This is a genomic window from Variovorax sp. SPNA7 (assembly GCF_033807855.1).
In the GTDB taxonomy this organism is placed as follows: domain Bacteria; phylum Pseudomonadota; class Gammaproteobacteria; order Burkholderiales; family Burkholderiaceae_C; genus Variovorax; species Variovorax beijingensis.
Genome location: NZ_CP138513.1, coordinates 2,082,169 through 2,108,179, shown reverse-complemented (window position 1 = coordinate 2,108,179; position 26,011 = coordinate 2,082,169). Strand labels below are relative to the sequence as shown.

The following is a 26,011-nucleotide window of genomic DNA, read 5'->3' as shown; positions in this document are numbered from 1 at the left end:
CAATAGTACTGCCATGACCGATCCCCGCCCAAAGACCCCGCTGACCACCGCCTTCGGCACCCCCGTGGTCGACAACCAGAACAGCCTCACCGCCGGCTCGCGCGGGCCCCTGCTGATGCAGGACGTGTGGCTGATCGAGAAGCTCGCCAACCTCAACCGCGAAATCATTCCGGAGCGCCGCATGCACGCCAAGGGCTCGGGCGCCTTCGGCACCTTCACCGCCACGCACGACATCACGAAATTTACCCGCGCAAAGCTCTTCTCGGCCGTGGGCAAGAAGACCGAGATGTTCGCCCGCTTCACCACCGTGGCCGGCGAGCGCGGCGCCGCCGACGCCGAACGCGACATCCGTGGCTTCGCGCTCAAGTTCTACACCGAAGAGGGAAACTGGGACCTGGTGGGCAACAACACGCCGGTGTTCTTCCTGCGCGATCCGCGCAAGTTCCCGGACCTGAACAAGGCCGTGAAGCGCGACCCGAAGACCAACATGCGCAGCGCCACCAACAACTGGGACTTCTGGACGCTGCTGCCCGAGGCGCTGCACCAGGTCACCATCGTGATGAGCGACCGCGGCATTCCGGCCAGCTACCGCCACATGCACGGCTTCGGCTCGCACACCTACAGCTTCATCAACGCGGACAATGAGCGCTTCTGGGTCAAGTTCCACTTCAAGACGCAGCAAGGCATCAGGAACCTGACGGACGCCGAAGCCGCCGCCGTGGTGGGCGGCGACCGCGAGAGCCACCAGCGTGACCTGTTCGATGCGATCGAGCGGGGCGACTTCCCCAAGTGGACGCTGTACGTGCAGGTCATGCCCGAGGCCGACGCCGAGAAGGTGCCCTACCACCCCTTCGACCTCACCAAGGTGTGGCCCAAGAAGGACTGCCCGCTAATCGAGGTGGGCGTGATGGAGCTCAACCGCAACTCCGAGAACTTCTTCGCCGACGTGGAACAGAGCGCCTTCGCGCCCAACAACCTGGTGCCGGGCATCGGCGTGTCGCCCGATAAGATGCTGCAGGCGCGCATGTTCGCCTACTCGGACGCACAGCGCTACCGGCTGGGCGTGAACCACCACCAGATCCCGGTGAACGCCGCGCGCTGCCCGGTGCACAGCAACCACCGCGACGGAGCCATGCGCGTGGACGGCAACTACAGCGGCCTGCCCCACTACGAACCCAACAGCTTCGGCCAGTGGCAGGAGCAGCCCGACTACCGCGAGCCGCCGCTCAAGCTGCGCGGCGATGCGGACTTCTGGAATTTCCGCGAGGACGATGCCGACTACTACAAGCAGCCCGGCGACCTGTTCCGGCTGATGAGGCCCGAGCAGCGCAAGGCGCTGTTCGACAACACCGCGCGCGCGATGGGCGATGCGCCGGAGTTCATCAAGCGCCGCCACATCGACAATTGCACCAAGGCCGACCCGGCCTACGGCGCGGGGGTTGCTCAGGCACTGTTACTTTGAGGACACGTCCAGTGTGCCGTCTTCGGTGGCTAGTCACCAACTGGGCAAACCGGCTTGCGCCGACAGAGTGAGCATGAATCCCGGGGTGAGCAGCGCTCGGTCAAGACCTTGCGGCTACATGCCGGACAGCCTCTCCTAAGCGGGTCGCGGCTGTCTGCAGTAGCCTCCGGTCGTAGCCAGTGAATCCGATGTCCAGCCCTGAACGCCCGCCCCCCTCAAGATACAGGGGACTGATCGGACGGACCACGACACCCCGGCGCAGGGCTTCCTGTGCGACCTCGCGGTCGTCGATTCCCTCGGCCAAGTAGGCGACAAAGCGCATCCCGCACTCGGGCATGTTCACCGTCGCCAGGTTGCCCAATGCGTCCCGCAGGCAGGGCACGATCTCATCCAAGATTGATCGGTAGCGTTGCCGCATGCGTCCGACATGACTGGTGAAGAAGCCCTCTCGCATGAACTCTTCAAGCACACCCTGATGCGCAATCGGCGGGCCGCGATCGCTCAGATGGCGAGCGCCGCGATAGGCCTGCACCAAGTCCAGCGGAATCACCATGAAGCCGGTACGCAGCCCCGGAAACAGCACTTTGCTCAACGTCCCAACGTAGATGACCCGCGCCGATTGATCGAGTCCTTGGAGGGACGGCAATGGATTCCCGGTGTAGCGGAACTCGCTGTCGTAGTCGTCCTCGATGATCCATGCGTCAGCCCGGTTCGCGGCGTGCAGCAAGTCGTAACGACGATCGATGGCCATCACCGCACCGGTGGGGTACTGGTGAGAGGGCGTGACGAATATGGCGCGGGGTGCGGGCTCCTTCTCGACGGCGATATCGACCCTCAACCCGCTTTCATCGACCGGCACGGGAACGGCGATCACATTGGCCGACCGGAGCGCGTGTTGCGTCGCCTGGTAGCCGGGGTCCTCGATCCATACAGATTCGCCCGGATTGATCAGCACGCGGATCGAAAGATCGATCGCCTGCTGCGCGCCCGAAGTGATGATGATTTGCTCCGCCGTGCAATTCACCGAGCGAAACACCCGAAGGTACTCTGCAACGACCTGTCGAAACGACTCCCTTCCGAACGGATCACCATAGCCCAGCACGTCCGGCGCGATCGATCTGGCCTGCCTGACGGTGATCTGCCGCCAGGCTTCGATCGTCGGCAGATCGACCGAACAGCGCCCCGGACTGAAGGGGCGATCGATCAGCGGGACACTGTCGCGCAAGACCTCGTGGAAACGATAGCCCGCATCCGACAGCCGTCGCAGCGACGCGGTGTTGCCGACTGGTTGATGAACTGTCCCGGCCTCGGCCTGGCCCGGCAGATTGGTTGCGATGAATGTGCCGGAACCCTTCCTGCCTTCTATGTAGCCCTCGGACAACAATGCGTCGTAGGCTGCGACCACCGACGTGCGGGAGACGTGCAGCCGCTCCGAGAGTTGGCGCGACGAGGGTATGCGGCTGCCCGCCGGCAGGACCTGCGCCACGATGGATTGCCGGAGCTGAAGATAGATCTGGCGGGCAATGGGAACGACTGCCGCTCGATCGACTGCGATGTTCAGTAGCTCCGCCCACTTTGTCTCTTTGTTTCGCTTCATCGTCTTTTCGGACCGCAAAAAATATCTGCGATGCTAAGTTGCATTTTGGCAGGAGCATCTTGGGCCCCGGAAAGGACCTCATTCTTGGCACTCGGTCGATGTAGCTAGCAGCGAAAATCGTGCCAAGCGCCCTCCCGACCCACCTTGTGAAGCGAAAGGCGGCCGCGGCGCTGGACACCGGCGTGCGCTCCGTTGCATGTGCAACACCCTTGCCGTTACATCTTCCTGCAGACGCTCGGCCGATCGGCGGCCCTGCTCCGATGCCGCGATACCCCGCAACGTGCACGGAGAGGAACAGGTGGTCCGAAGGAAGCGCACGCGAGTGGCTATATGAGAACGAACGCATCAACGGCTTAATCCAGCCGTTCCTCCTGTGGCAAAGCCCTGCCGATGCCACGCCAACACGTTCGAACTCAAGGTAGCCCCATGAAATTTCGCATCCCCTTACCGCATCACCTGTTCGCCATTGCCGCGTCCGTGCTCATCGCAGCATCTGGAACCGCCCATGCACAGGAGAAGACCCTGCGTGTGGTTCCAGGCACGAACCTGTCCGTGCTCGATCCCATCTGGACTACCGCATCGCCGGTACGCATCCACGGATTCATGATCTACGACACGCTCTTCGGCACCGATGAGCATGGCCAGGTCAAGCCGCAGATGGTGGACAGCTGGACGACGAGTCCTGACGGCAAACTGTGGACTTTCACGCTGCGCAAGGGGCTCGAGTTCCACGACGGACAGCCCGTTACCGGTGAAGACGTGAAGGCATCGCTGGACCGCTGGTCAAAGCGAGACAACATGGGACAGACGCTGTACTCCTTCGTCGAGAAAGTCGATGTTCCGAAGCCAGACACCTTCCGCATCTTCCTCAAGGAGCCCGCGGGATTCATGCTCGAGGCGCTGGGCAAGCCGTCGTCGAACGTGCCTTTCATCATGCCCAAGCGCGTCGCATCGACGGACCCGTTCACGCAGATCGACGACTACGTGGGCTCGGGCCCCTACGTTTTCAAGCGCGATGAATTCAAGCCGGGCGACAAGGCTGTCTACACCAAGTTCGCCCGCTACGTACCGCGCAAGGAGCCGCCATCCGGAACCACCGGCGGCAAGAACGTCTTCATCGACCGGGTCGAGTGGAACCTGGCATTGCGCGATCCCCAAGCGCAGGTCAACGCGCTTGTCAACGGCGAGGTCGACATGATCGAACAGCCTGCCTTCCAATCGTATGCCGCGCTCGCCAACGACAAGCAACTCAAGCTGGTCACCGGCAATACGCTCGGCTCACAATTCATCGTGCGCTTCAATCATCTGCAGGCGCCGTTCAACAACATGAAGGTTCGCCAGGCGGCCGCCGCCGCGCTGAGCAACCAGGAGGCATTCCTCAAGGCACAGGTTGGCATAAAGGAGTACTCCAAGCCTTGCGTGGAAATGTTCGTCTGCGGTACGCCGTACGGCACCGACAAGGGTGCACAGCTGCTCGCCGGTTCAAACATCAAACGCGCGCAGGAGCTGCTCAAAACCTCGGGTTACGACGGCACGCCGGTCGTCATTCTGAAGCCAACCGACCTCCCCTGCTGCGACAAGCTGCCCGATGTAGCTGCTCAGTTGCTGCGACTGGCTGGCTTCAAGGTCGAGGTCTTGGCGATGGACTGGAACTCGGTGCTCGCGCGACGGGCCAAGAAGGATCCCGCGTCGGCGGGCGGCTGGAGCCTGTTTGCGACCTACCTCACTGCACCTGAAGCCTGGAACCCGCTGTCGAGCATTCCCCTGCCGGCGGCCGGCGAAAAATCGTGGTTTGGCTGGCCGGACGACCCAACCTTGGAAGCGCTTCGCATGCGCTTTGCCAGGGAGCTCAACCAGGACAAGCGCGTCGCGCTCGCCGCCGAGATCCAGTCGAGAGCCTATGAGGTCGTCACGCACGTGCCGGTCGGGCAGTACATCAACCCGACGGCCATGCGCAAAGACGTCAGCGGCCTCGTGCTCGGACCGGGGAACTTCTACTGGAATCTGAAGAAATGAAATCCACGCGCAAAGTAAAGGAGCACCCGAAATGCTGGCTCTGCTTCTGAGGCGTGTGGCGGCTACGCTGCCCGTGGTACTGATCGTGGCGTTCGCGGTATTCATGTTGCTGCGCCTGACGCCGGGCGACCCGGCCAGCATCATCGCGGGCGACGCTGCGTCACCGGAGAATGTTGAGCGCATCCGATCGGCGCTCGGGCTCTCGAAACCTCTGCCCGCGCAGTTCGGCATCTGGATCCGCAACGTGCTGGCCGGCGACCTGGGACAGTCCTACTTCTACAAATCCGAAGTGACGGCGCTGATCCTGCATCGACTGGAACCCACAGTGGCGCTGTCCCTGTGCACCATCGTCCTTGCCGTCGCCGTCGCGGTGCCGCTGGGCGTTGTTGCCGCCTGGCGACAGGGCGGCTGGCTCGACCGCGCGCTGATGAGTTTCTCCGTGATCGGCTTCTCGATTCCGGTGTTCGTTCTCGGCTATGCGCTCATCTGGCTGGTATCTCTGAAATTCGGCTGGCTGCCGGTCCAGGGCTACCGTAGGCTGGCAGACGGATTGGGTCCTTTTCTCAGCCATCTGATCCTGCCCTCCCTGACCCTGTCTGTGGTGTACATCGCCCTGATTGCGCGCGTGACGCGGGCCAGTGTTCAGGAGGTCCTGTCGCAGGACCACATCCGCACGGCCCGCGCCAAAGGCCTGCGCGAAGCCAGAGTGCTTGCAGTGCATGCGCTGTCGAATGCTGCGGTGCCTATCGTCACCGTCATCGGACTGGGCATCGCGCTACTGCTCGGAGGCGTAGTTGTCACAGAGTCCGTATTCGGTATTCCCGGCCTGGGCCGGCTGACAGTCGACGCAGTGCTGGCGCGTGACTTCCCGACAGTGCAGGGCGTCATTCTGCTGTTCTCACTGGCCTACCTCCTGATCAACCTGCTCATCGACATCTCCTACGTTTTTCTCGATCCACGCATTCGCTACTGATACCTCAACATGAACCATCTCACGATTGCGGCCGGCGATGCCGATGCGGCTGCTGACGAAGTACGGCCGGATGCGCCGCGCAAGCCCAGCGGGACACTGTGGCGGCGGATTTGGCGCAATTGGGCGGTGCGCATCGGCGCGGCCGTTCTTGGCGCCATGCTGTGCGTGGCAATCGCCACGCCGTGGCTCGGAACCGTCGACCCTATGCTGTTCGACACCGCCAGCCGGGATCTGCTGCCGGGCGCGACCGGTGAAATTGTCTCTGAGACCGGCGACACCGTTGCACACCGATTCTGGATGGGCTCGGATGCCCTCGGGCGCGACATCTACAGCCGAGTGCTCTACGGCACCCGCATCTCGCTGGCAGTCGGCAGCGCCTGCGCGCTGCTGGCCCTGAGCTTCGGTTTGCTCGCAGGCCTCGGCGCCGGGTACTTCCGCTGGCTCGAGATGCCGGTGATGCGGGTGATGGACGGAATCATGGCCGTGCCGGGCGTGCTGGTGGCTATCGCGTTGGTCTCACTCTGGAGCGGGTCGTTGACGACCGTGATTATCGCGGTCGCGATTCCCGAGATTCCACGCGTCACGCGTCTGGTACGTTCCCTCATGCTGTCGCTGCGCGAGGAGCCGTATGTCGAGGCCGCGATCTCGCTCGGCACAGGGTCTCTGCGCATCATCGTCCGCCATCTTCTGCCCAACACCGTCGCGCCATTGATCGTGCAGGGCACGTACATCTGCGCGTCGGCGATGCTCACCGAGGCCGCGCTGTCATTCCTTGGCGTCGGTTTGCCGGCAGAGATGCCTACGTGGGGAAACATCATGGCCGAGGGGCGTTCGCAGTTTCAGCAGTACCCGCACAACGTGCTGTTCGCCGGCTTCTTCCTCGCGGCCACAGTGCTGGCCGTGAACATGCTGGGCGACGGCTTGCGGGATACGCTAGACCCCAAGATGGTGAAGCAGCCATGAGCGCGCTACTCGACATCCGCGACCTAAGCGTCGGCTTGCCACGCGGCGGCGACAGGAAGCATGCGGTGACGAACATTTCGTTGACCGTTGCACCCGGCGAGATCGTCTGCCTGGTCGGCGAGTCCGGCTCCGGCAAGTCGGTCATCGCGCACACCGTCATGGGGCTCTCGCCCAAGGAACTGCCCGTGACAGCAGGCGAGATTCTTCTTGAAGGAGAGAACATCCTTCAAGCCAGCCCCGCCAGGCTGCGGGCCCTGCGCTGCGTCCGCATGTCCATGGTGTTCCAGGAACCGATGACGGCGTTGAATCCCGTGATGCGCTGTGGTGATCAGCTCGACGAGGTGCTGCGCATGCACACGCCATGGCCGGCGGCAGAACGCCGCAGGCGTGTGCTCGAAATCATCGGCGAGGTGCACCTGCCCGACCCGCAACGCATGGTCGACTCCTTTCCGCACCAGCTCTCGGGTGGACAGCGGCAACGCATCATGATTGCCATGGCGATGATCATGGAACCCGCGCTGCTGATCGCGGACGAGCCGACGACGGCCCTCGATGTCACTACCCAGGCTCAGATCTTGCACTTGATCCGCGAGCTCCAGCGCAAGAAGGGAACGGGAGTCCTTTTCATCACCCACGATTTGGGTGTGGTGGCCGACATTGCCGATCGTGTCGTGGTGCTCCGTCTCGGGGACATGGTGGAGATGCAGTCGAAGCAGGCGTTGTTCGCAGCACCCCGCAGTACGTACACTCGCCGACTCATCGCGGCCGTGCCCTCGCTGGCTCCGCGCAAGCGCCCCACGCAAGTGGCGCTGCCCGAAGTATTGAAGGTGACCCGGCTCGTCAAGACCTATGGGGGCAGGTGGGCCAAGGGTTCGCTGCGTGCGGTCGACGAGGTGTCACTGGAAGTTCGCCGAGGACAAACGCTTGGAATTGTCGGCGAGTCAGGCTCGGGCAAGTCGACGGTGGCGCGGTGCATCGCGCGGCTGATCGATCCAACGGGAGGTTCCGTCCGGCTACAGGGCAGGGAGATCTCGACCATGAGCGCCACTGCCTTGCGCCCACTTCGGCAACGCGTGCAGATGGTTTTTCAGGACCCCTACCGCAGCCTGAATCCACGGTGGACCGTGGGTGACTCCATCATCGAGGGTCCATTGAACTTCGGCGTCCCTAGGCCGCAAGCGCTCACGCATGCGCGCGAGCTCATGGAGACGGTGCAACTCGACGCCCGGGCGCTGGACCGATTTCCGCACCAGTTCTCGGGGGGGCAACGCCAGAGGATCTGCATCGCGCGAGCGCTGGCAATGCGGCCGGAACTTCTGATCGCCGATGAGGCCGTATCCGCGCTCGACGTCTCGGTACAGGCACAGGTTCTGGCGTTGCTGGACGAGATCCAGCAAAAGATGCACTTGGCCATGCTGTTCATCACCCACGATCTGCGGGTGGCGGCGCAGATCTGCGACCACGTCGCGGTCATGTCAGAGGGACGCCTGGTGGAGTACGGTTCCACGTTTGACGTGTTCTCCAAGCCGCAGCATCCCTACACCCAAGCCCTTTTTTCCGCGGCGCCCGGCAAGGACTACGCATTCGGCGATCCCGATGAAAGTACGTGGATCGACACGCCGCTGATATCGCATGAACACTGATTGAACCAACTCCGCGATCCTGCTCAAGTAGGCGCAGGAACATCGAATCGTCCAGAGCCACTTGTGGCTTCAGGTGCAGTCCACTCTGTGATTGTTTCTTCGCCGATGCAGACGAATTGACTAGCGAAGCGGCGGCGTGTTAGCCTGCCGAAAATTTGTGTGCCTGCTGCCAATGTTGCCAGCACGGCGCAAGGCAATAGAGCCCTGTTAAGACGGTGTCACCGTCTTCGCAGGGCTTTTTTCATTGCGGCTTCGCATTTGCGATCGGAAAGATCGCGCACATAGACCCGACGTTCATTCACGAGAGCAACCATGATCCAAGCAGCGTTGACCAACACACCGGAACGGCTCCCCACGCGATATCGCCCGACAGACCGTGCGGCTGGGACGGCGCGGCGCGGTTCAGCGGGTGCTTTCCTTTCGATCGTCGTGAACAGGGACAGCGCGACGCCGCTTTTCCTGCAGGTTTACCACCAAGTTCGCGAGGGCATCGAATCGGGCCGCATTCCGGTCGCGACACGCCTTCCCTCGAGCAGGCAGTTCGCCATTGAGCTGGGCGTCTCCAGGATCACGATCACGATCGCCTACGAGCAATTGATCTCCGAAGGCTATGCCGAGGGACATCGCGGCTCGGCGGTTCTGGCCTGCAATCCCGCGCCGGTTCCGCGTCAGGAGCAAAGCGGTAGCGGCATCGCTTGCCGCATGCCTTCGATGGTCCCGTCGTACGGCAAGTCCATCGTCGATCTGGGATTTCCGGACATGCGCTCCTTTCCGTACAAGATCTGGAGCCGGTGCATCACCCGCGCCGCCCGGGATGACCTCTTCGAATTGCTTCCCGATGCACCGATCCTCGGCGACGCGCAACTGAGGTCCGAGATCGCGAGACATTTGCTCGAGTGGCGCGGCTTGAAGGTGACGGCGGAGCAGGTCATCGTCACAGCAGGTTCGGGCGACGCGCTGGAGCTGATCCTCCACACGCTGACAAAAAGCGGCGATGCGGTTGCGCTCGAGAACCCAGGTTACCCCTCGCTGCGCCGACATGTCGAGCGGCTGGGCCTCCAGCCACGCTACATGCGCATCGACAACCAGGGCGCGGAACTGCTTAAGACGCCGCGCGGCGAGGAGCCCGCCTTGACGGTGTTGACGCCGTCGCACCAGTTTCCGCTGGGCGGCGCCATGACGTTGGCGCGGCGCAACGAGTTCCTGAAGTATGCGGCGTCAACGAGTGGGTGGATCGTGGAGGACGACTACGACAGCGAATTCGTCTATGCAGGACAACGCCTTCCCGCGCTGGCGAGCTTGCCGGGACGGGAGCGTGTCATCTATGTAGGCACGTTCTCGAAGGCGTTTGGTAGTGGCTTGCGGCTTGGCTATATGGTCGTGCCGAGTTCGCTTCTGGAGAGATTCGCGGCCAGCATCACGTCAGTCGGACTGACCGCATCGGCCATGACGCAGCGACCCCTGGCGATGATGATCCGCGACGGCGAACTGCACCGGCACCTGCGCACCATGAGACGTCTGTATTCGCAACGGTATGCGGCCTTTGTCGCTGCACTGCGTTCGGAACTCGAAGGGCTTGCCACCTTCACCGACCACCGCGCCGGCATGCAGTTTGCGTTGCACCTGCCGCACCATTGCTGCGACGCAGCCATTGCCGAGGCGGCGAATCGCAAGGGCATTGCTTGCAAGCCGCTGAGTTCGTACTACGCGACGCCGGATGCGGCGCCCGGGTTGCTGCTTGGCTTCTGCAACACGGGTCCGGAGGAATCTGCGAAGGTTGTCAGGACGCTGCGAGAAATCGTCGAGCTCTATTCGATGCAGCCCGCAGCGCATGCGTTCAGTTGAGAAGGAAGCTGCCTTGACCGGCCGAGACGCATTGCGAAGAAGTGGCCTGCTCATGTCTCGTTGAAGTGGTCATTTTTTTTGACCCTTCCCTTCCCTACCATCGTTGTTGCTTCAAACCCGCGAGCACCAACCTTCAACTAGGACACATCATGCGCAAAGACATCTTCAGCAAGATCGACTACGTCACAGCCGACAAGCTCGAGCAAGGCCCCATCACGCCGGGCCAGAACCGCCTCAAAGCTTTTGCTTCGGAAGGACTATGGGTGGGCCAGTGTCACGTCACGGCTCTGGACGCTCCCAGCCAATGGCATCACCATGCGAACTACGAAAGCGTCATGTACATGCTCTCGGGACGAATCCGCGTCGATCACGGACCCAACGGAGAGAAGTCATTCGAGATCGGTGCCGGCGACTACGCATTCTTTCCGCGCGGCATGATCCATCGCGCACAGATCCTCGAAGGCGGGGATGAAGTGCGCTATGTGTTCGTCCGTCTTGGTAGCGGAGAATCCGTTGTGAACGTTGACGGCCCGGGATTTGCCGATCCCGCGACGTATCTTCCAAAGGAAAATTAAGTTCGTCATTGAGTTCGTCATTGAGTCGCGCTGCGTCAAGCATCGGACGAATTCGGAGCCCGAGGTTCTAGATCTCAGCTGCCTCGCCTTCGCAGGCAGCCACTGTTCTCGAGCAGCATTGGAGCCAGGCACGCGCCGCTTGCACGGAATGACTCCGTTCAAGCGGCGCCGAAAGGTCGATCAGATCTTCCGGCGGGCGGTTCCTTCGGCACAAGAGTTTGGGCATGGAGCATGCATGCGTCGACCATGCATCGGTCGCAGTACATCGTTGACCATAGGTAAGCCGCCCAGGTTTCCGAGACTGAATGATATGCAGCCAGCGTCCATCGGCTCACGCTCGCGACAGGCCGCACAGGGCCTGATGTCAGCCTCAGCCTTATCCACCGACCAGTTCCTTTTTTCTCAAACCTTCTTCAGGAATCACGCTATGAGACATGGTGATATTTCGAGCAGCAACGATTGCGTCGGCGTCGCGGTCGTCAACTACAAGATGCCCCGCCTTCACACCAAGGCCGAGGTGCTGGACAACGCCCGCAAGATCGGCGAGATGCTGGTTGGCATGAAAAAGGGCCTGCCGGGCATGGACCTGGTGATCTTTCCCGAGTACTCCACGCACGGGATCATGTACGACTCGAAGGAGATGTACGACACCGCCGCCACGGTGCCCGGCGAGGAGACCGCGATCTTCGCGGACGCCTGCCGCCGCGCCAACGTGTGGGGCGTGTTCTCGCTCACCGGCGAGCGCCATGAAGAGCACCCGAACAAGGCGCCCTACAACACGCTGATCCTCATGAACAACCAGGGCGAGATCGTCCAGAAGTACCGGAAGATCATGCCGTGGGTGCCCATCGAAGGCTGGTACCCGGGCGATTGCACTTACGTGAGCGACGGCCCCAAGGGCATGAAGATGAGCCTGATCATCTGCGACGACGGCAACTACCCCGAGATCTGGCGCGACTGCGCGATGCGCGGTGCCGAACTCATCATCCGCTGCCAGGGCTACATGTATCCGGCCAAGGAGCAGCAGATCATGGTGTCCAAGGCCATGGCCTTCATGAACAACACCTACGTGGCGGTGGCCAATGCGGCGGGCTTCGACGGCGTGTACTCGTACTTCGGCCACTCCGCGCTCATCGGCTTCGACGGCCGCACGCTCGGCGAATGCGGCGAGGAGGAGATGGGCATCAACTACGCCGAGCTCTCGATGGGCCTGATCCGCGATGCGCGCAAGAACGGCCAGTCGCAGAACCACCTCTTCAAGCTGGTGCACCGCGGCTACACCGGCACCATCAACTCGGGCGACGGCGACAAGGGCGTGGCCGCCTGCCCCTACAACTTCTATACGCAGTGGATCAACGACCCCGAGGGCACGCGCGAGATGGTGGAGTCGTTCACGCGCAGCACGGTCGGCACGCCCGAGTGCCCGATCGAGGGCATTCCGAACGAGCCGGCAAAGCACCGTTGAGGAAAGGCAGTCGAGACACGCCATGAACGCGCCCGTCCCCGATCCGCTCGCGAGCTACCGCATCGAGACCGAGCCCTTCTACCGGCCCGCGGGCAACGAGGTGGCGCTCTACCGGCAGGCTTACCGCCACCGCATGCCGCTGATCCTGAAAGGGCCCACCGGCTGCGGCAAGACGCGCTTCGTGGAGCACATGGCGTGGTCGCTCGGGCGGCCGCTGGTCACGCTCGCCTGCAACGAGGACATGACGGCGTCCGACCTCGTGGGCCGCTACCTGCTCGATGCGAACGGCACCGCATGGCACGACGGGCCGCTGACGCTCGCCGTGCGCCACGGCGGCATCTGCTACCTGGACGAAGTGGTGGAGGCGCGGCAGGACACCACCGTGGTCATCCACCCGCTGACCGATGCGCGCCGCATCCTGCCGCTCGACAAGAAGGGCGAGCTGGTGCGCGCGCATCCGGACTTCCAGCTCGTGGTGTCGTACAACCCCGGCTACCAGAGCAGTGCGAAGGACATGAAGCCTTCGACCCGCCAGCGCTTCGCAGCGCTGGAGTTCGACTACCCCGACAGCACGCTCGAAGCGGAGATCGTCGCGCACGAGGCCGAGGTCGCCATCGAGCTGGCGGCCAAGCTGGTGGCGATTGCGCGGTGCTCCCGCGAGCTCAAGCACCGCGGGCTCGACGAAGGCGTGTCCACGCGCATGCTGATCTACGCGGGCGTGCTGATTCGCGACGGCGTGTCGCCGCGCGACAGCTGCGACATGACGATGACGCGCGCACTCACCGACGACCCCGACATGGCGAGCGCGCTGCAGGGGTTCGTCCAGGCGCAGTTCGGATGAAGGACAGCCACGCGTCGCTGGCCCTGCTTGCCCGTGGGCTGGCGGGTGTGGATGTGCAGGTGCAGCCGCTCGAAGGGAGCGCCGGCACGCGCGCGGTGCTCGTGAGCACGCGACTGCTGCTGCCCGCGAGCGCCGACGCGCGGCTGCACCGCGCCATGGTCGCGCATGCCGTCGCGCACCTGCTCCACTCGGTGCCGGCACGACCCGCGCGCACGCTCAAGCCGATGGGCATCGCGGTTGTCTCGGCCATCGAGGATGCGCGCGTCGAGCGGCTGCTGCGGCGCGACTTTCCCGGCCTGCACGGCTGGTTCGCCGAATCGCTCGCACCCCCGCCGGACCCGCTGGACCTGGGCTTCGCGGCCCTCGTCTCACGCATGGACCGCATGCTGATGCTGCCCGCGTGGCAGGACGACAACCACTGGGTCAACAAGGCGCGCCGCCTGTTCGACGAGACGGCGGCTTCCGCGGGACTGGAGGACTACGACGCCTTCCGCGCCATCGCGTCGATCCTCGCCAACGACCTCGGCCAGATGCGCGTGCGCTTCGATCCGCAGCACTACACGGTGCCCACGCCGTACCGCGACGACAACAGCTACCTCTGGGATTTCGGCGACGCCGAGACGCCGCCCGACGAAGCGATCGCGCTGCAGCAGTCCGGCGCACGGCCGCCGCCTGCCGGCAATGGCGGGTCGCCTCCCGAGGGCAGCGCGGAAATGGAGCTGGGCCGCTACAGCTATCCCGAATGGGACCGCAAGCTCGAACGCCTGCGCCCCGACTGGTGCACCGTGATCGAGAAGCTGCCCGCATGGCAAGGCCTCGCTGCAATGCACGAGCAGGCATCGGCACCAGGCAGCGAGCGCTTCACCCCCCTCGCCCTGCATCGCTCGCGCCACCTCGACCGCACGCACCGCCTGCGCCGCCAGTGGGAGGGCGACGACGTCGACCTGAACGCTGCCATCGAAGTGCTGGTCGATCGGCGCCTGCGGCTGCGCCCCGACCCGCGCCTGTTCATGCGTCCCGGCAACGGCCCGCGCCCCACGAGCCTGCTCGTGCTGCTCGACCTGTCGGCATCGGCGAACGACTCGGGCCCACACGAGATCTCGCTGCTCGACATTGAAAAGCGGGCCGCCCTGCTGCTCGCCGCATCGAATACGCAGGACGACATCGACCGACTCGCGATTCACGGCTTCTCGTCGAACACGCGCGCTGAGGTCTACTACTACCGCCTGCTCGACTTCGGCCAGCAGCTCGACGCCGCATCGCGCGCCACCATCGGCGCCGTCCAAGGGCGCTACTCCACGCGCATGGGCGCCGCCCTGCGCCATGCCAGTTCCTACCTGCGCGGTGAGACGGCGGATCAGCGCGCGATCCTGCTCGTGACCGACGGCGAACCCTCCGACATCGACGTGCATGACCCCAAATACCTGATCGAAGACGCGCGCCAAGCCGTGGCCCAGGCGCGCAAAGCCGGCGTGCGCACCGCTTGCCTTTCGGTAGATGGCTCGGCCGATGTTTACTTGCGACGCATCTTCGGCTGGCGCAACCACGCCATCGCCGACGATGTACACACCCTCCCCCAGCGCCTGAAGCACATGAGTGCCCGGCTGAGGGCCGCAAGCTGAGAAGACAAATAGTTCAGACACGTAGGAACCCTCTCATGGCTGATAAGGCCCCCATTAGCGTAGGTGTCCTTTACTCGGAAACCGGCGTCACTTCGACCATCGGTACTTCGCAACTGCAGGGCACACTGCTCGCCATTGAGGAGATCAACGCAGCCGGCGGCGTGGACGGCCGCGAGATCGTGGCCATGCGATACGACCCGCAGTCCAACCCCGAGCGCTACGCCCATCTGGCCGAGAAGCTGATCGTGCAAGACCAGGTGAACGTGATCTTCGGCTGCTACATGTCAAGCAGTCGAAAGGCTGTGATCCCGGTGATCGAGAAGTGGAACAAGCTGCTGTTCTACCCCACCCTTTATGAGGGCTTCGAGTATTCGGGCAACGTGATCTACACCGGTGCTGCGCCCAATCAGAACAGCGTGCAGCTGGCCGAGTTCATGACCACGAATTTCGGTTCTCGTGTCTATCTGATCGGCTCCGACTACATCTACCCCTACGAGTCGAATCGCATCATGGGCGAACTGGTGATGCAGCGTCAGGGCAGCGAGAAGCTCGGTGAGCGCTACGTGGCGCTGAACGCCAGCGAGAAAGACTACCGTGCGATCATGGCCGACATCCGCGACAAGCGGCCAGACTTCATCTTCTCGACGGTGGTGGGCGATTCCACGGCAAGCCTGTATCGTGCTTATGCCGATGCGGGCTTCGATCCCAGCATCATGCCGATCGCGAGCCTCACGACTTCGGAAGCCGAGGTTTCGCAGATGGGACATGGTGTGGCCACGGGGCATTTCACCGCGGCGCCGTATTTCCAGTCGATCGACTCGGCGGCCAACCGGCGATGCCTGGCGCGACTGCGCGAACGCTTCGGTGATGGCTGCATGCCAAATCTGTGCTGGGAGGCGTCCTACTTCCAACTGCATATCTTCGCCAACGCTTACCGTCTTGCGGGGAGCGACCGCATTGGAGAGATCCTCCCGCACATCCTGGGGAGCGAGTTTGACGCACCGCAGGGACTCGTGAAGATCGACCCCTCAAACCACCACACATGCCTCTACCCGCGCATCGGTCGAGTCGACGCACGCGGCCAGTTCACCATCGTGCGACAGGCTACGCGCGCGGTGAGCCCGGACCCCTACCTTGTCACCCATTCTCTCGGCGATTGGATGGCGAAGCTCGACACCCTGCAGGCTTGACCTGAGCCCTCCCTCCGATCCATCGTGGAATTCGTGTCATTGCACCGCGCACAGCACATTGGGCTGGGCCAAGCCCGCTGCATGGTGCTCTTGCTTCGTGTTCCGGGGCGGCTTGGCCTCACGCGAGCTGGATGCGCCTCGGTAGCCAGCTGCGATCCTGCGTCTCCTGAGAGACCTGAACATGATTGAAGGCCCGACCCTCAGAAGAAGCACGCTGCGTATGACGCCTCCCCAACTCAAGGAGCTGCGCCTGCTGAGAATCGCTGTGATTCATCCTGACGACGGCGACGGCCGGCAGCTCACCCAGCAGCTGCAGCGCATCGGTTGCCAAGTGCAGGCTTTTTGGCCACCGGTACAGACCCTGCCCGAGGGCATAGATGTCGCCTTCATCGCCGTTCAACCCGACTCCACTCACCTGCGTCCGGAATGGACCCAGGGCGACGAGGCCCCCACCATCATCGCGATCGTCACCTACGAGAACCCCACCATCATCGAGGCTGTCCTGGAGATTGGCGCCAAGGCCGTTCTGCCTTCGCCGGTACGCTCATTCGGGCTCTTGTCGGCACTAGTGCTAGCGCGGCAGGCGCATAAAGAGAACCGCGCACTCGCACGGCAGCTGCGCAAGGTCGAAGCCAAGCTCCTGGGGGCGCGACGCATTGCCGAGGCCAAAACGATCCTGATGAAGACCCACGATGTGTCCGAAGCTCAAGCCTACGACATGATCCGCGATCAGGCGATGAGCAGGCGCACGACCACCGAAGAAATCTCGGTGGCCATCGTCAATGCGAACGCGCTTCTTTCGCTAGCACCTCTCAAGCGCTGAAGCGCGGGCTTCCACAAAGGAATCGCCGCGCAGGGTCTTCTTTCGCGAGCATCTCCGACCTTCGCGCCGACAACTCGAGCCCCCCACCTGTCCCAACCGTTGATACATCCGCGCGTGCATCCTGCCGTGCTCTGCGTGTCCGTCTAACGGGACCCGTCCGCTTCGTGCTGTCGTGCTCTCGCTTCGTCAATCCTCGTGCCGATGCGGCGGTACTGGACTGACCGGTAGGGCTGAAGTGGCTCTTGGCTCTGCACCCTGCGCTCAATAAATTGTGTCTCGTCCATCAGGGTCAACACGACTGTTGCCAGACCATTCAACTCCAGTCTGCCGTCGATTTACATCTGAAGAAGCTTCGTTCTCGGAAACGAACAAGTCAGGAGACAAACGAAAATGCATATGACAACGACGATTGCCAACGGTTTGCTGGCAATCTCATTGCTGACGGCCGCCGCCGGCCACGCGAAAGACGCACCGCTCACGCAGTTCAGGGTTGCAGGTCTGCAGGAGGCCGCGGAGATCGTGGTCGACCGATGGGGCATTCCGCACATCTACGCCAAGAGCCAGCAGGACGCTTTCTTCGTGCAAGGGTTCAACGCCGCGCGCGATCGCCTCTGGCAAATGGATTTCTGGCGCAAACGAGGCCTTGGGGAACTTTCGAAGACTTTCGGCCCGGCCTATGTCGAGAACGACCGGGCAGCGCGGCTCTTCCTGTACCGCGGCGACATGTACCGCGAATGGCTGGCCTACGGCTCCGACGCCAAACGAATTGCAGAATCCTTTGCAGCCGGCATCAATGCGTTCGTTCGGGCCACGCGCGAGAACCCGCGGCTACTGCCAGTTGAATTCCGGAAGTTGGGCTACGAGCCTGCGCTCTGGAGCGCCGATGACATCGTTCGCATTCGCGCGCACGGGCTGACCCGCAACGCCAGCAGCGAGGTCGCCCGCGCGCGCACCGCATGCAAGGGGGACGTGGGCATCGATGAACTTCGAAGCGGCCTGCAGCCCGCGTGGCGACCAAGCATGCCGGCGGGGCTCGATCCGTGCACGGTGCCTGCCGCCATGATGCGGACGTACACGCTCGCCACGTCGGAGATCGACTTCAAAAAGCCGGCGGCCGACAGCGCCCATGCGCTAGGCATCGACATCGTCAGCATGCTTGCGGCGGGCGAGCGCACCGAACAGGGTGTCGGCAGCAACAACTGGGTCATCGCGCCCTCGCGCACCTCCACGGGCCGCCCGATTCTTGCGAACGACCCTCACCGCGCTTACTCGGCGCCGTCGCTTCGCTATATCGCGCACATTGCGGCGCCGGGCATGGACGTGATCGGTGCTGGCGAGCCGTTCCTGCCGGGCATCTCGATCGGCCATAACGGCCGGATCGCCTTCGGCCTGACGATCTTCCGAGCCGACCAAGAGGACGTCTACGTGTACGAGACCAACCCGGACAACCGCAACGAATACCGCTATCAAGGGCGCTGGGAGCCGATGACGATGGTAAAGGAAACCATCACCGCTAAGGGCGCTGCGCCGCGCGAGGTCGAGCTAAAGTTCACCCGCCACGGCCCCGTCGTTTTCGAAGATGCGAGCAAGGGCACCGCATTTTCCTTGCGCCTTGCCTGGCTGGATCAAGGCATGGCGCCCTACTTCGGCAGCATCGACTTCATGCGCGCGCGAAACTGGGAGCAATTCAGCGCCTCCATGAACCGCTGGGGTGCGCCATCGGAGAACCAAGTCTATGCGGACACCTCAGGAAACATTGGCTGGGTCCCGGGCGGGCTGATTCCGGTGCGCCCCAACTGGGACGGCCTGTTGCCTGTGCCCGGCGACGGCCGCTATGAATGGGCCGGCTACAGGCACAACGACGAGCTGCCGCACGAACACAACCCTGCTCGCGGGTGGATTGCGACCGCGAACAACAAGACAGTGCCCGAAGGCCACCTACTCGAAAGCAAGATCGGCTTCGAGTGGGCGGACCCGTCTCGCATCGACCGAATTTCGCAAGTACTCGAGAGCTCCAAGCGGCAAAGTCTCCTGGACTCAATGCGGCTGCAGACCGACTACCGGTCGAGCCACGCGCGCCGGCTGGTTGCGCTGCTCGCCGGTCTCAAGCCCGACGATGAAGCCGCACAGCGCGCGCTCCAGCTTCTCATTGCCTGGGATTTCGAGGTGCGCAAGGACTCGGCACCCGCGGCCCTCTACGAGGTTTGGTTCTCGCGACATCTCAAGGCCGCGGTGATCGCACAGATGGCGCCAGCTGACCGGCAAGTTCTGCTTGGAGAAGGCGATTCGCGCGTGATCCTCGGCATTCTCGAACAGCCCGATGCAAAGCTCGGCGTTGATCCATTCGCTACGCGCGACCGCATCCTGAGCACCAGCCTGGTTGCGGCACTTGACGACACCGTCAGGCTGCTCGGCAACGACCCGGGCATGTGGGAATGGGGCAAGCTGCACCATGCGCTGTTCGTTCATCCCTTGGCCGGTCTGCTCGACGCGACGGTGGACGCCACCGTCGGGCCGATCGCGAAGTCAGGCGATGAGTTCACCGTCAACTCGTCAACCTATCGGCGCAAAGACTTCCGTCTGATCAGCGGACCGTCGTTCCGCATGGTGCTCGACGTGGGTGCATGGAACAATTCGCGCGTCATCAACACGCCGGGGCAGTCGGGCGACCCGGCCAGTCCTCACTATCGCGACATGGCGGCGGACTGGGAGGCGGGGCGCTATGTGCCGCTGCTCTACAGCCGCAAGGCGGTTGAGCGCGCGGCCAGTGCGCGCATAAGGCTCACTCCGGAAGCAGCAGGCAACTGAGCAACGTGATCTCATGCGAATCGCACGAGAGGTACCTGACGATCACCGCTCCGCGACAGACGTTGGCCTGTGGCCACGCGCCGCGCGAGCCCACTCGAGCCGCAACGCCGTGCGGCTCGGCTTTGGTGGGGAGAGCTTCCTTTGCTTCCGTCGGACACGGCCCCATCGGCACCATGGCTGACGCTTGGACGCCTGCCAATCCGCTTCGGCCGCGGCGTCTAAGCTTCGGAGGACATACCGCCTGCGTCCGACTCGTTCATCATCGAAGGGATAAAAGCGTCAGGAGGACGCCCTATGCCGCGACATTGAGCGTCAGCAGATGCGCCAAGCCCCGGCTCTGCAGCCCAATCCTAGCGCCTGTGCCAGAGCGTTGATGCCCGCGGCGATCTCGATCTCATCGAGCGAGCTGTAGCCCAGCAGGAGGCCCGCCGACGGCGGCGGCCCGTGGTACAGCGGTGCGATAGAGTAGACGCCGATACCTTTTGAAGCGGCTTTCTCGACGATCGAATCAATCTCGGACGCAGGCAGATCACGGAACCATACGGTGACGTGAAGGCCAGCGTTTTCCCCCTGGACGGAAATCCTGTCCCCGAAGGCGGAATGAAGTGCCTTAAGCAGTGCTTTGCGACGCGAATCATTGCGAGCACGCGAGCGCCGCATATGCCGTTCGAACTGCCCGCTGGACAGGAACGTCGCAAGTACCTGCTGGCCTAGCAACGGTGCGTGACGGTCGGCGATGGATTTCACGCACAGCAATATCTCGGTAAGTGCTGGCGGCGAGATCAGATAGCCCAGGCGCAGCGACGGCGCGAGAATCTTCGAAAAGGTGCCGGAATAGATCACTTGCCCGAACGTATCAAGGGCAGCAATCGCTTCGATCGGACGACCTTCAAATCGGTACTCACTGTCATAGTCATCCTCCAGTACATACGTGCCGGAGTCGTGCGCCCACTGCAGAAACGAGAGGCGTCGCGGCAGCAGCATGGTGCCCCCCGTGGGGAACTGATGGGAGGGAGTGGTGTAGGCGAGTTTGAACCGGTGTGGCAGCCGCAGCACCTGCTGTACATCCAACCCGTTGTTGTCCACCTGACTATGGTGGATCTTGGCGCCGGTTGCCTGAAACACCGCGCGTGCGCCAGGATAAGTCGGATTCTCCATGAGCACCCGGTCGCCTGGGTCGAGCAGAGCCCGCCCAACGAGATCCAGCGCCTGCTGAGAGCCGCCCACGACGATCACGTCGCGCGCATTGCAATGAATGCCGCGATGCTCGCGCACATAGTCCACGATCGCTTCGCGCAAAGGGCCGTAGCCGCCCGCCTCAGAGTAATTCAACGATGTCTTGTCGATCTTGCGCAGGTGCTTGATCGTGATCGCGCGCCACTCTGCCGATGGGAAGTCGGCGACATTTGCCGCGCCATAGCGGAAATCGACGCGCAGCTTTTCGTTGGGCCTCACTCCAACAGGCGCTTGCTCAAGCGCGCGGCACGCATAGCCTGAAATTCTGGTCTCCGCGCTGGCGCCTGCATGCTTCAGCCTCTTGCCCAGTTCGCCATGCACGGCCATCAACTCATCAGGCACAAATGCAGCCACAAATGTGCCCCAGCCGAGTCTTCCCTCCAGATAGCCCTCTGCGCGCAACTGCTCATAGGCTTGAACGACGGTGTTGCGCGAGACCCGCAACTCCAAAGCCAAGTCCCGGCTCGAGGGCAATCTTTTTCCGGGCCGGAGACGGCCAGAGAGTACGCCGCGGCGGATGCTCTTGTAGACCTGCAGATAGAGCGGACCACTGTGATCCAGTTCGTCGGGAATGATCATGCGTTCCCAGGCAGCGGCGGCTGCGATTGCAAATACAGAGCGGACCTAGATCCCGGTCCGAAAAAGACCAAGGCCTTGCATGTCCAGTCAGAAGACTTGCGCGCTCTATGGGGCTAGTTCAGTCCGCGCGCAAACGGAAGCCGCTACCCATATGCCCGGTGGCAGCTTCTCCTTGAATAGCCGCAGCATCTGGGACGCCCGCCATGGCGGCTTGCTCCTACGGCTGGCTCTCATTGATCTGAGCGGTTCGACAAGGTTGGCACGGCACCACACCGTTCGTCACCCGGTTAACGCTGCAGCCCATCCTTAGGATACAAGGAATAACTCTCGATGTATGCCTCAGCCAGTGCGTCCTCCAGGGTACGACCTGCCACATAGCTGCGGACGGATGCATGGCGGGAGATCCCAGGCACAAGGCGCGGGCAAGGCATCGGATCGCCGATCACCGTTTTCACCGGAATCACTTCCGCGTAGATCGGCAGGCCCCAGTCGTCGTCTTCGTCGACCACGCCACGCGCGCGAATCTTTGCCGAAGCACGCTCAATGTCCATGTAGATGACGGAACTGCCTTTGACTTCCTGCCGGGTGCTCTGACGCAGGTCTTCTGTCCGCTTGGGGAAAAGACGGTCCACCATCATCGTCAAGGCCTTCTCTTTTTCCACTTGATCCTCGACCAGGCGGGCAGTGCCAAAAGCCATCACCGAACGGTAATCAGCTGAGTGGTTGAAGGGAGAGCGAGCGACCACAAGCGAATCCAAATGCGTCACCGTCAAGCAAGCGGGCTCCCCAGCTTCCAAGTTGCGTAGCATTCGACTTGCCGCGCTTCCATGCCAGTAAAGGCGGGTTCCTTCGCGCCAGTAGAACGTCGGCGTGCAGAACGGTCGGCCTTCGATGACGTAGGCCACGTGGCAGAGCATTGCGGAGTCCAACAGTGCGTGGATGGTCTCAAAATCATAGTGACCGCGATCGTGACGGCGTTTCACACGATTTACGTTGTCCACCTTGTAGCTGGAAGCTTGTTCGTCAATTTCGGACATGATGCGCTGACAGAGAGAAAGGGTAAGGGGAACGAGAATGAGATTCAGACTGCGGCAGTTACTGCAATCTCGACCAGCCAAGCCGGGTCAGCCAATTTCGACTCCACGCACGCGCGTGCAGGCAGGTTCGCCTTGTCTGACCAGAGGTTCCAAGCCTCGTTCATCTGTGGCCGGGTGGAAATTTTCGGAAGCCAAATAGATGCCGTGAGAATCTTAGACTTATGGGTACCGCACAGGGCCAGCAGGCGGTCGATTTCATCAAGAACCTGGACCGTCTGGCCCTTTACGTCAGCACTCGTGTCCGCCGCTGTTATGCCCGCCAGATAGACCACGCCGTTGTGCACAACAGCATTGCAAAGAATAGAAGATGGTTCGTGGCGGACTATGCTCATAGCGTTTTGGATCAGCAGCTTCGGATGGCTGCCCAGAAGCTAGGAAAGCGCATTTGGGTCAGTGGCTTGACTATAGGCGCCAGCCACACCGTGTCGAAAGTACCAATTCAGCCTTTCGAATGAGACCACTGGCGCAATCCGATTCGCACCTGGGGAAGAACTGCGGCTCAAGCACATGGCGTCCGCCGGTCACATGAGCGCTTCGGTTTCACCGGCGGTTCGACGCGACTTTTAAGCCAGCGCTGTATAACGCGAGGAGGCTCCGGGTCGATCGCGAACGCCTCATTTCCTGCAGTTCGCAAGCCTTAGCGATCCACAGAAGAAGCCGCTGAACGAAAAGCTTGAGGGACTGCTCTGGGTGGCGATCCGGCAAATTGGTGCCCTTGAGATTTGTGTAAATGGCTCTCTGCGAGCGCCTCTGATTGCCATGTAATCGGGCCACTTTCTCTGATGGAGTTGCCCTATGAAAGTCACAGATTCGACCAATCCTGCCGCCCAGGCGATTGACGCAGCAGACCCCTCTTCGCAGACCAGCCGGTTCATGCCAAGGCCGTGGAGACGCTTCTATGTCACCCTGCTGCGCGGCCTGTTAGTGCTGAATGCCGGGCTCGCGAACTGTGTGGTCCATGCGCAGGCCAGCTATCCCGACCGGATGATCACCATCGTTGTGCCGTACCCGGCCGGTGGCACCACGGACATGTTGGCGCGTTCGGTCGCCGATGTCTTGCGAAGGCGCAGCGGCCAGAACGTGGTGGTCGACAACCAGCCGGGTGCAGGAGGCTCGTTAGCCGGCAAGCGCGTCATCAGTGCGACGCCGGACGGCTACACCCTACTCATGACCTCGAGTGGGATCAATTCAGTGGTGCCGACAACGTACAAGGATTTCAAACCGCTTGAAGGGCTGACCCAGGTGAGCGTATTGGTCGATGTGCCCTTCGTCATGGTGGTTAACAACGAATTTCCAGCCAAAACGCTTGGCGATTTCATGAACTATGCCAAGAAGGCGCCTGGCCAGGTCAGCGTCGGCAACGTTGGCCTTGGAAGCCATGGCCACTTGGCTCAGTTGCTGTTCGGCAAAGCCATCGGCGCCGACCTTCTGCCGGTCCCATACAAGGGGAGCACTCCGGCGATCAATGACCTGCTGGGAGGCCAGATCGACGCGATTCTGGACAACGTGGGTGTGCAAAAACCCTTCATCGAAACCCACAAAGTAACACCGCTATTCGTCACCAGCGCACGACGGTCTCCCGCCTTGCCCCTGGTGCCGACGGCCGTTGAACTTGGGGTGTCCTTCGAGTCCACCGCCTGGTTCGGTTTGGCCGCGCCCCGCGCCACCCCACCGGCCGTTGTGCTCTACCTTCGCGACACGATTGTGGCCGGTCTCCAAACCCCGGAACAATTGTCGAGACTGACCTTGGCCGGTCTGACGCCTGTCTTCAGCACTCCCGCGCAAGCCAACGCGCGCGCAGCTACTGACACCCATACGCTTGCCCCGCTTGCAGCGTCACTCAATCTACCCGTCAATTGAAACCAGACCGAGGGAACTTAATATCAAGGCCATCCAGATGAACTCGGGCGCCGACTGCGCCGCCAATTTGCAGCCGGCAGCCGCGCTGATGGAGAAGGCGCTTCGAACGGATGCGCCCGATTTGATCATGCTGCGCGAAGACCCTGATTTCTACGGCGGAGTGACGGAGGGCAAGATCGAGCATGATTAACGGTTGGCTGGCGGTGCGGCGTGTGTCGGCGAACAGTGGGTGTAGGTGAACCCACGACGTCTCCGGGTTATGGCGCCACAGGGCATGGCGTTGCAAGGTGGCGATCTCTTGGAGCAATTCAGCGAAGGGGCGCGCTAAACCGTCGCCGCTCACGTCCTGAACGTTTGGATGACTTCTTCGCCGCTTGGCTGGAGAAGCAGGCTCGCACCCGAAATTGGCCATCCGGGCGTTGTTTAAGGCGATCCACTGTTGAATTCCAGCGATCTCTGACCCCGGTTCAGCTATTAGCGGCATTTACAGCCGCATAGGTAGAGACGCAAGCCCCGCGATCCTCGGCGCTGGCAAGTCGGGTCAGTAGCACAACTGGGCAGTTTAAGACGTTGTATTCGGGCTAGGATTTTTTTCGGTCAAGCAAGAGAGGCTGCCACGCGCAATGCATGAAGCTCCATATTATGAAGCCGCTACAATTGGCAAGTCCAAGAGCTTCAACATGCCTGCACACCTGCACGACACCCTGCCGTTTCTTCTCAACCGGATTGCTGCCAGGATCACGGAGGCGGTCAATCGGGAGTTCCGCCCGCTCGGCTTGAACGTTTTTTCTGGCCGCGTCCTCACCTTGCTGTACCTGGATGAAGCTAGTACCGTGGGCGAACTAGCTGAGAAGGCGGCCCTCGACCAGTCAACCCTCTCGCACATTCTGCGCCGCCTACAAGCCGATGGCCTGCTGCGCAAAGAGCGGCTCGACCACGACAACCGCTCCGTGATGGTTTTGCTCACCGAGCGGGGCCAGGAAGCCGCCGCGCTCTGCTGGGACGCTATACAGACCCACGACGCCATGATCCGCAAGGGTCTGGATTCCGCCAACGTCAAGGTGCTCAAGCATCTATTGGTTCGCATGTACGACAATGTGCCCGCCTTCAAGGGCCGGGCGCTGGAGGTGGGCGAAGGAACCGAGTCACGGAAAGCCGTGGCGCGCAAGCGGCCCACCCCCGGGCCCCATTAGGTCGGATCGGCGGGTGAGCAGCACTCCCTGCGGATCGTCCCGATCACACGTTCACAAATTTCGTTGATCTTGAAAATTGCGAACGGCGAAGCTCAACTCCCCGAGACATGCAGCTCTAGTCCAATCTAGGTGCCTATCAAAGATCGAGTTCCGATCGTGGATCAGGTACTGATCGTTGCCGGCATCTGCAACGACCTGTCTCACGCTGCTGCGGCGTCCGTCT

20 protein-coding genes are annotated in these 26,011 nt (G+C 62.3%); 16 read left to right on the top strand and 4 right to left on the bottom strand.

Features of this window, described 5'->3' with window-relative positions:
• Window positions 1-13: 13 nt before the first annotated feature.
• Window positions 14-1,462, top strand: coding sequence for a catalase (locus RZE77_RS09800; RefSeq protein WP_319441656.1), 1,449 nt, complete (start codon window positions 14-16; stop codon window positions 1,460-1,462).
• Between the two features lie 100 nt (window positions 1,463-1,562).
• Here RZE77_RS09800 and pdxR (RZE77_RS09795) read toward each other — a convergent pair whose 3' ends face one another.
• Complete coding sequence (gene pdxR / locus RZE77_RS09795) at window positions 1,563-3,059, bottom strand: MocR-like pyridoxine biosynthesis transcription factor PdxR (protein WP_319441655.1); 1,497 nt, start codon at window positions 3,057-3,059, stop codon at window positions 1,563-1,565.
• Between the two features lie 426 nt (window positions 3,060-3,485).
• On the opposite strand from pdxR (RZE77_RS09795), the gene RZE77_RS09790 reads away from it, so the two are divergent.
• From RZE77_RS09790 to RZE77_RS09735, 12 genes are all read left to right on the top strand, one after another.
• Entirely contained in the window at window positions 3,486-5,075 is a 1,590-nt protein-coding gene (locus RZE77_RS09790; protein ID WP_319441654.1) for an ABC transporter substrate-binding protein, read from the top strand.
• 31 nt (window positions 5,076-5,106) lie between these two features.
• Window positions 5,107-6,048, top strand: coding sequence for an ABC transporter permease (locus tag RZE77_RS09785; RefSeq protein ID WP_130422557.1), 942 nt, complete (start codon window positions 5,107-5,109; stop codon window positions 6,046-6,048).
• Between the two features lie 9 nt (window positions 6,049-6,057).
• On the top strand, window positions 6,058-7,011 hold the full coding sequence (locus RZE77_RS09780; protein ID WP_319441653.1) for an ABC transporter permease: 954 nt from the start codon (window positions 6,058-6,060) through the stop codon (window positions 7,009-7,011).
• Window positions 7,008-8,654 carry an ABC transporter ATP-binding protein gene (locus tag RZE77_RS09775; protein ID WP_319441652.1) on the top strand — a complete coding sequence of 549 codons (1,647 nt, stop codon included), beginning with the start codon at window positions 7,008-7,010 and terminating at the stop codon, window positions 8,652-8,654. The genes RZE77_RS09780 and RZE77_RS09775 overlap by 4 nt, the downstream gene beginning before the upstream one ends.
• A 312-nt stretch (window positions 8,655-8,966) precedes the next feature.
• Window positions 8,967-10,499 (top strand): MocR-like pyridoxine biosynthesis transcription factor PdxR, encoded by a 1,533-nt coding sequence (pdxR, locus tag RZE77_RS09770; RefSeq protein WP_319441651.1) that lies wholly within the window; start codon window positions 8,967-8,969, stop codon window positions 10,497-10,499.
• A gap of 149 nt (window positions 10,500-10,648) precedes the next feature.
• On the top strand, window positions 10,649-11,074 hold the full coding sequence (locus RZE77_RS09765) for a cupin domain-containing protein (protein ID WP_130422549.1): 426 nt from the start codon (window positions 10,649-10,651) through the stop codon (window positions 11,072-11,074).
• Between the two features lie 427 nt (window positions 11,075-11,501).
• A complete protein-coding gene (locus RZE77_RS09760) occupies window positions 11,502-12,539 on the top strand; it encodes an aliphatic amidase (protein ID WP_130422547.1) in 1,038 nt (345 codons plus the stop codon).
• A gap of 22 nt (window positions 12,540-12,561) precedes the next feature.
• A complete protein-coding gene (locus RZE77_RS09755; RefSeq protein WP_319441650.1) occupies window positions 12,562-13,380 on the top strand; it encodes a CbbQ/NirQ/NorQ/GpvN family protein in 819 nt (272 codons plus the stop codon).
• Window positions 13,377-15,002, top strand: a complete 1,626-nt coding sequence (locus RZE77_RS09750; protein ID WP_319441649.1) for a nitric oxide reductase activation protein NorD — start codon at window positions 13,377-13,379, stop codon at window positions 15,000-15,002. Before RZE77_RS09755 ends, RZE77_RS09750 begins: the two co-directional genes overlap by 4 nt.
• A gap of 35 nt (window positions 15,003-15,037) precedes the next feature.
• On the top strand, window positions 15,038-16,192 hold the full coding sequence (locus tag RZE77_RS09745) for a transporter substrate-binding domain-containing protein (RefSeq protein WP_319441648.1): 1,155 nt from the start codon (window positions 15,038-15,040) through the stop codon (window positions 16,190-16,192).
• Window positions 16,193-16,373: 181 nt separating this feature from the next.
• Entirely contained in the window at window positions 16,374-17,015 is a 642-nt protein-coding gene (locus tag RZE77_RS09740; protein ID WP_319441647.1) for an ANTAR domain-containing response regulator, read from the top strand.
• A gap of 396 nt (window positions 17,016-17,411) precedes the next feature.
• Entirely contained in the window at window positions 17,412-19,823 is a 2,412-nt protein-coding gene (locus RZE77_RS09735; RefSeq protein WP_319441646.1) for a penicillin acylase family protein, read from the top strand.
• A 312-nt stretch (window positions 19,824-20,135) separates the two neighbouring features.
• On the opposite strand, the gene pdxR (RZE77_RS09730) is transcribed toward RZE77_RS09735, so the two are convergent.
• From pdxR (RZE77_RS09730) to RZE77_RS09720, 3 genes are all read right to left on the bottom strand, one after another.
• A complete protein-coding gene (pdxR, locus tag RZE77_RS09730) occupies window positions 20,136-21,638 on the bottom strand; it encodes a MocR-like pyridoxine biosynthesis transcription factor PdxR (RefSeq protein ID WP_319441645.1) in 1,503 nt (500 codons plus the stop codon).
• A gap of 287 nt (window positions 21,639-21,925) precedes the next feature.
• Entirely contained in the window at window positions 21,926-22,675 is a 750-nt protein-coding gene (locus tag RZE77_RS09725; RefSeq protein ID WP_130422533.1) for a pyridoxamine 5'-phosphate oxidase family protein, read from the bottom strand.
• 44 nt (window positions 22,676-22,719) lie between these two features.
• The gene (locus RZE77_RS09720) at window positions 22,720-23,067 is read right to left on the bottom strand and encodes a RidA family protein (protein ID WP_130422532.1); all 348 of its coding nucleotides are present in this window, start codon (window positions 23,065-23,067) and stop codon (window positions 22,720-22,722) included.
• A gap of 463 nt (window positions 23,068-23,530) precedes the next feature.
• Between RZE77_RS09720 and RZE77_RS09715 the strand changes: the two genes are divergently transcribed.
• The 3 genes from RZE77_RS09715 to RZE77_RS09705 all read left to right on the top strand — a co-directional run bounded on the left by RZE77_RS09715 (window position 23,531) and on the right by RZE77_RS09705 (window position 25,788).
• Window positions 23,531-24,595 carry a Bug family tripartite tricarboxylate transporter substrate binding protein gene (locus RZE77_RS09715; protein WP_319441644.1) on the top strand — a complete coding sequence of 355 codons (1,065 nt, stop codon included), beginning with the start codon at window positions 23,531-23,533 and terminating at the stop codon, window positions 24,593-24,595.
• Between the two features lie 37 nt (window positions 24,596-24,632).
• Entirely contained in the window at window positions 24,633-24,785 is a 153-nt protein-coding gene (locus RZE77_RS09710; protein WP_165403205.1) for a hypothetical protein, read from the top strand.
• Window positions 24,786-25,275: 490 nt separating this feature from the next.
• Window positions 25,276-25,788, top strand: coding sequence for a MarR family winged helix-turn-helix transcriptional regulator (locus RZE77_RS09705; RefSeq protein ID WP_165403204.1), 513 nt, complete (start codon window positions 25,276-25,278; stop codon window positions 25,786-25,788).
• Window positions 25,789-26,011 lie beyond the last annotated feature (223 nt).

Excerpts from the sequence above, each read along its gene's own strand:
- RZE77_RS09775 (WP_319441652.1), top strand. The coding sequence starts at position 7,008 with ATGAGCGCGCTACTCGACATCCGCGACCTAAGCGTCGGCTTGCCACGC.
- RZE77_RS09750 (WP_319441649.1), top strand. The coding sequence starts at position 13,377 with ATGAAGGACAGCCACGCGTCGCTGGCCCTGCTTGCCCGTGGGCTGGCG.
- RZE77_RS09715 (WP_319441644.1), top strand. The coding sequence starts at position 23,531 with ATGAAAGTCACAGATTCGACCAATCCTGCCGCCCAGGCGATTGACGCA.
- RZE77_RS09760 (WP_130422547.1), top strand. The coding sequence starts at position 11,502 with ATGAGACATGGTGATATTTCGAGCAGCAACGATTGCGTCGGCGTCGCG.
- RZE77_RS09755 (WP_319441650.1), top strand. The coding sequence starts at position 12,562 with ATGAACGCGCCCGTCCCCGATCCGCTCGCGAGCTACCGCATCGAGACC.
- RZE77_RS09720 (WP_130422532.1), bottom strand. The coding sequence starts at position 23,067 with ATGAGCATAGTCCGCCACGAACCATCTTCTATTCTTTGCAATGCTGTT.
- pdxR (WP_319441651.1), top strand. The coding sequence starts at position 8,967 with ATGATCCAAGCAGCGTTGACCAACACACCGGAACGGCTCCCCACGCGA.
- RZE77_RS09740 (WP_319441647.1), top strand. The coding sequence starts at position 16,374 with ATGATTGAAGGCCCGACCCTCAGAAGAAGCACGCTGCGTATGACGCCT.
- pdxR (WP_319441655.1), bottom strand. The coding sequence starts at position 3,059 with ATGAAGCGAAACAAAGAGACAAAGTGGGCGGAGCTACTGAACATCGCA.
- RZE77_RS09705 (WP_165403204.1), top strand. The coding sequence starts at position 25,276 with ATGCCTGCACACCTGCACGACACCCTGCCGTTTCTTCTCAACCGGATT.
- RZE77_RS09710 (WP_165403205.1), top strand. The coding sequence starts at position 24,633 with ATGAACTCGGGCGCCGACTGCGCCGCCAATTTGCAGCCGGCAGCCGCG.
- RZE77_RS09790 (WP_319441654.1), top strand. The coding sequence starts at position 3,486 with ATGAAATTTCGCATCCCCTTACCGCATCACCTGTTCGCCATTGCCGCG.
- RZE77_RS09780 (WP_319441653.1), top strand. The coding sequence starts at position 6,058 with ATGAACCATCTCACGATTGCGGCCGGCGATGCCGATGCGGCTGCTGAC.
- RZE77_RS09785 (WP_130422557.1), top strand. The coding sequence starts at position 5,107 with ATGCTGGCTCTGCTTCTGAGGCGTGTGGCGGCTACGCTGCCCGTGGTA.
- RZE77_RS09765 (WP_130422549.1), top strand. The coding sequence starts at position 10,649 with ATGCGCAAAGACATCTTCAGCAAGATCGACTACGTCACAGCCGACAAG.
- RZE77_RS09725 (WP_130422533.1), bottom strand. The coding sequence starts at position 22,675 with ATGTCCGAAATTGACGAACAAGCTTCCAGCTACAAGGTGGACAACGTA.
- pdxR (WP_319441645.1), bottom strand. The coding sequence starts at position 21,638 with ATGATCATTCCCGACGAACTGGATCACAGTGGTCCGCTCTATCTGCAG.
- RZE77_RS09745 (WP_319441648.1), top strand. The coding sequence starts at position 15,038 with ATGGCTGATAAGGCCCCCATTAGCGTAGGTGTCCTTTACTCGGAAACC.
- RZE77_RS09735 (WP_319441646.1), top strand. The coding sequence starts at position 17,412 with ATGACAACGACGATTGCCAACGGTTTGCTGGCAATCTCATTGCTGACG.
- RZE77_RS09800 (WP_319441656.1), top strand. The coding sequence starts at position 14 with ATGACCGATCCCCGCCCAAAGACCCCGCTGACCACCGCCTTCGGCACC.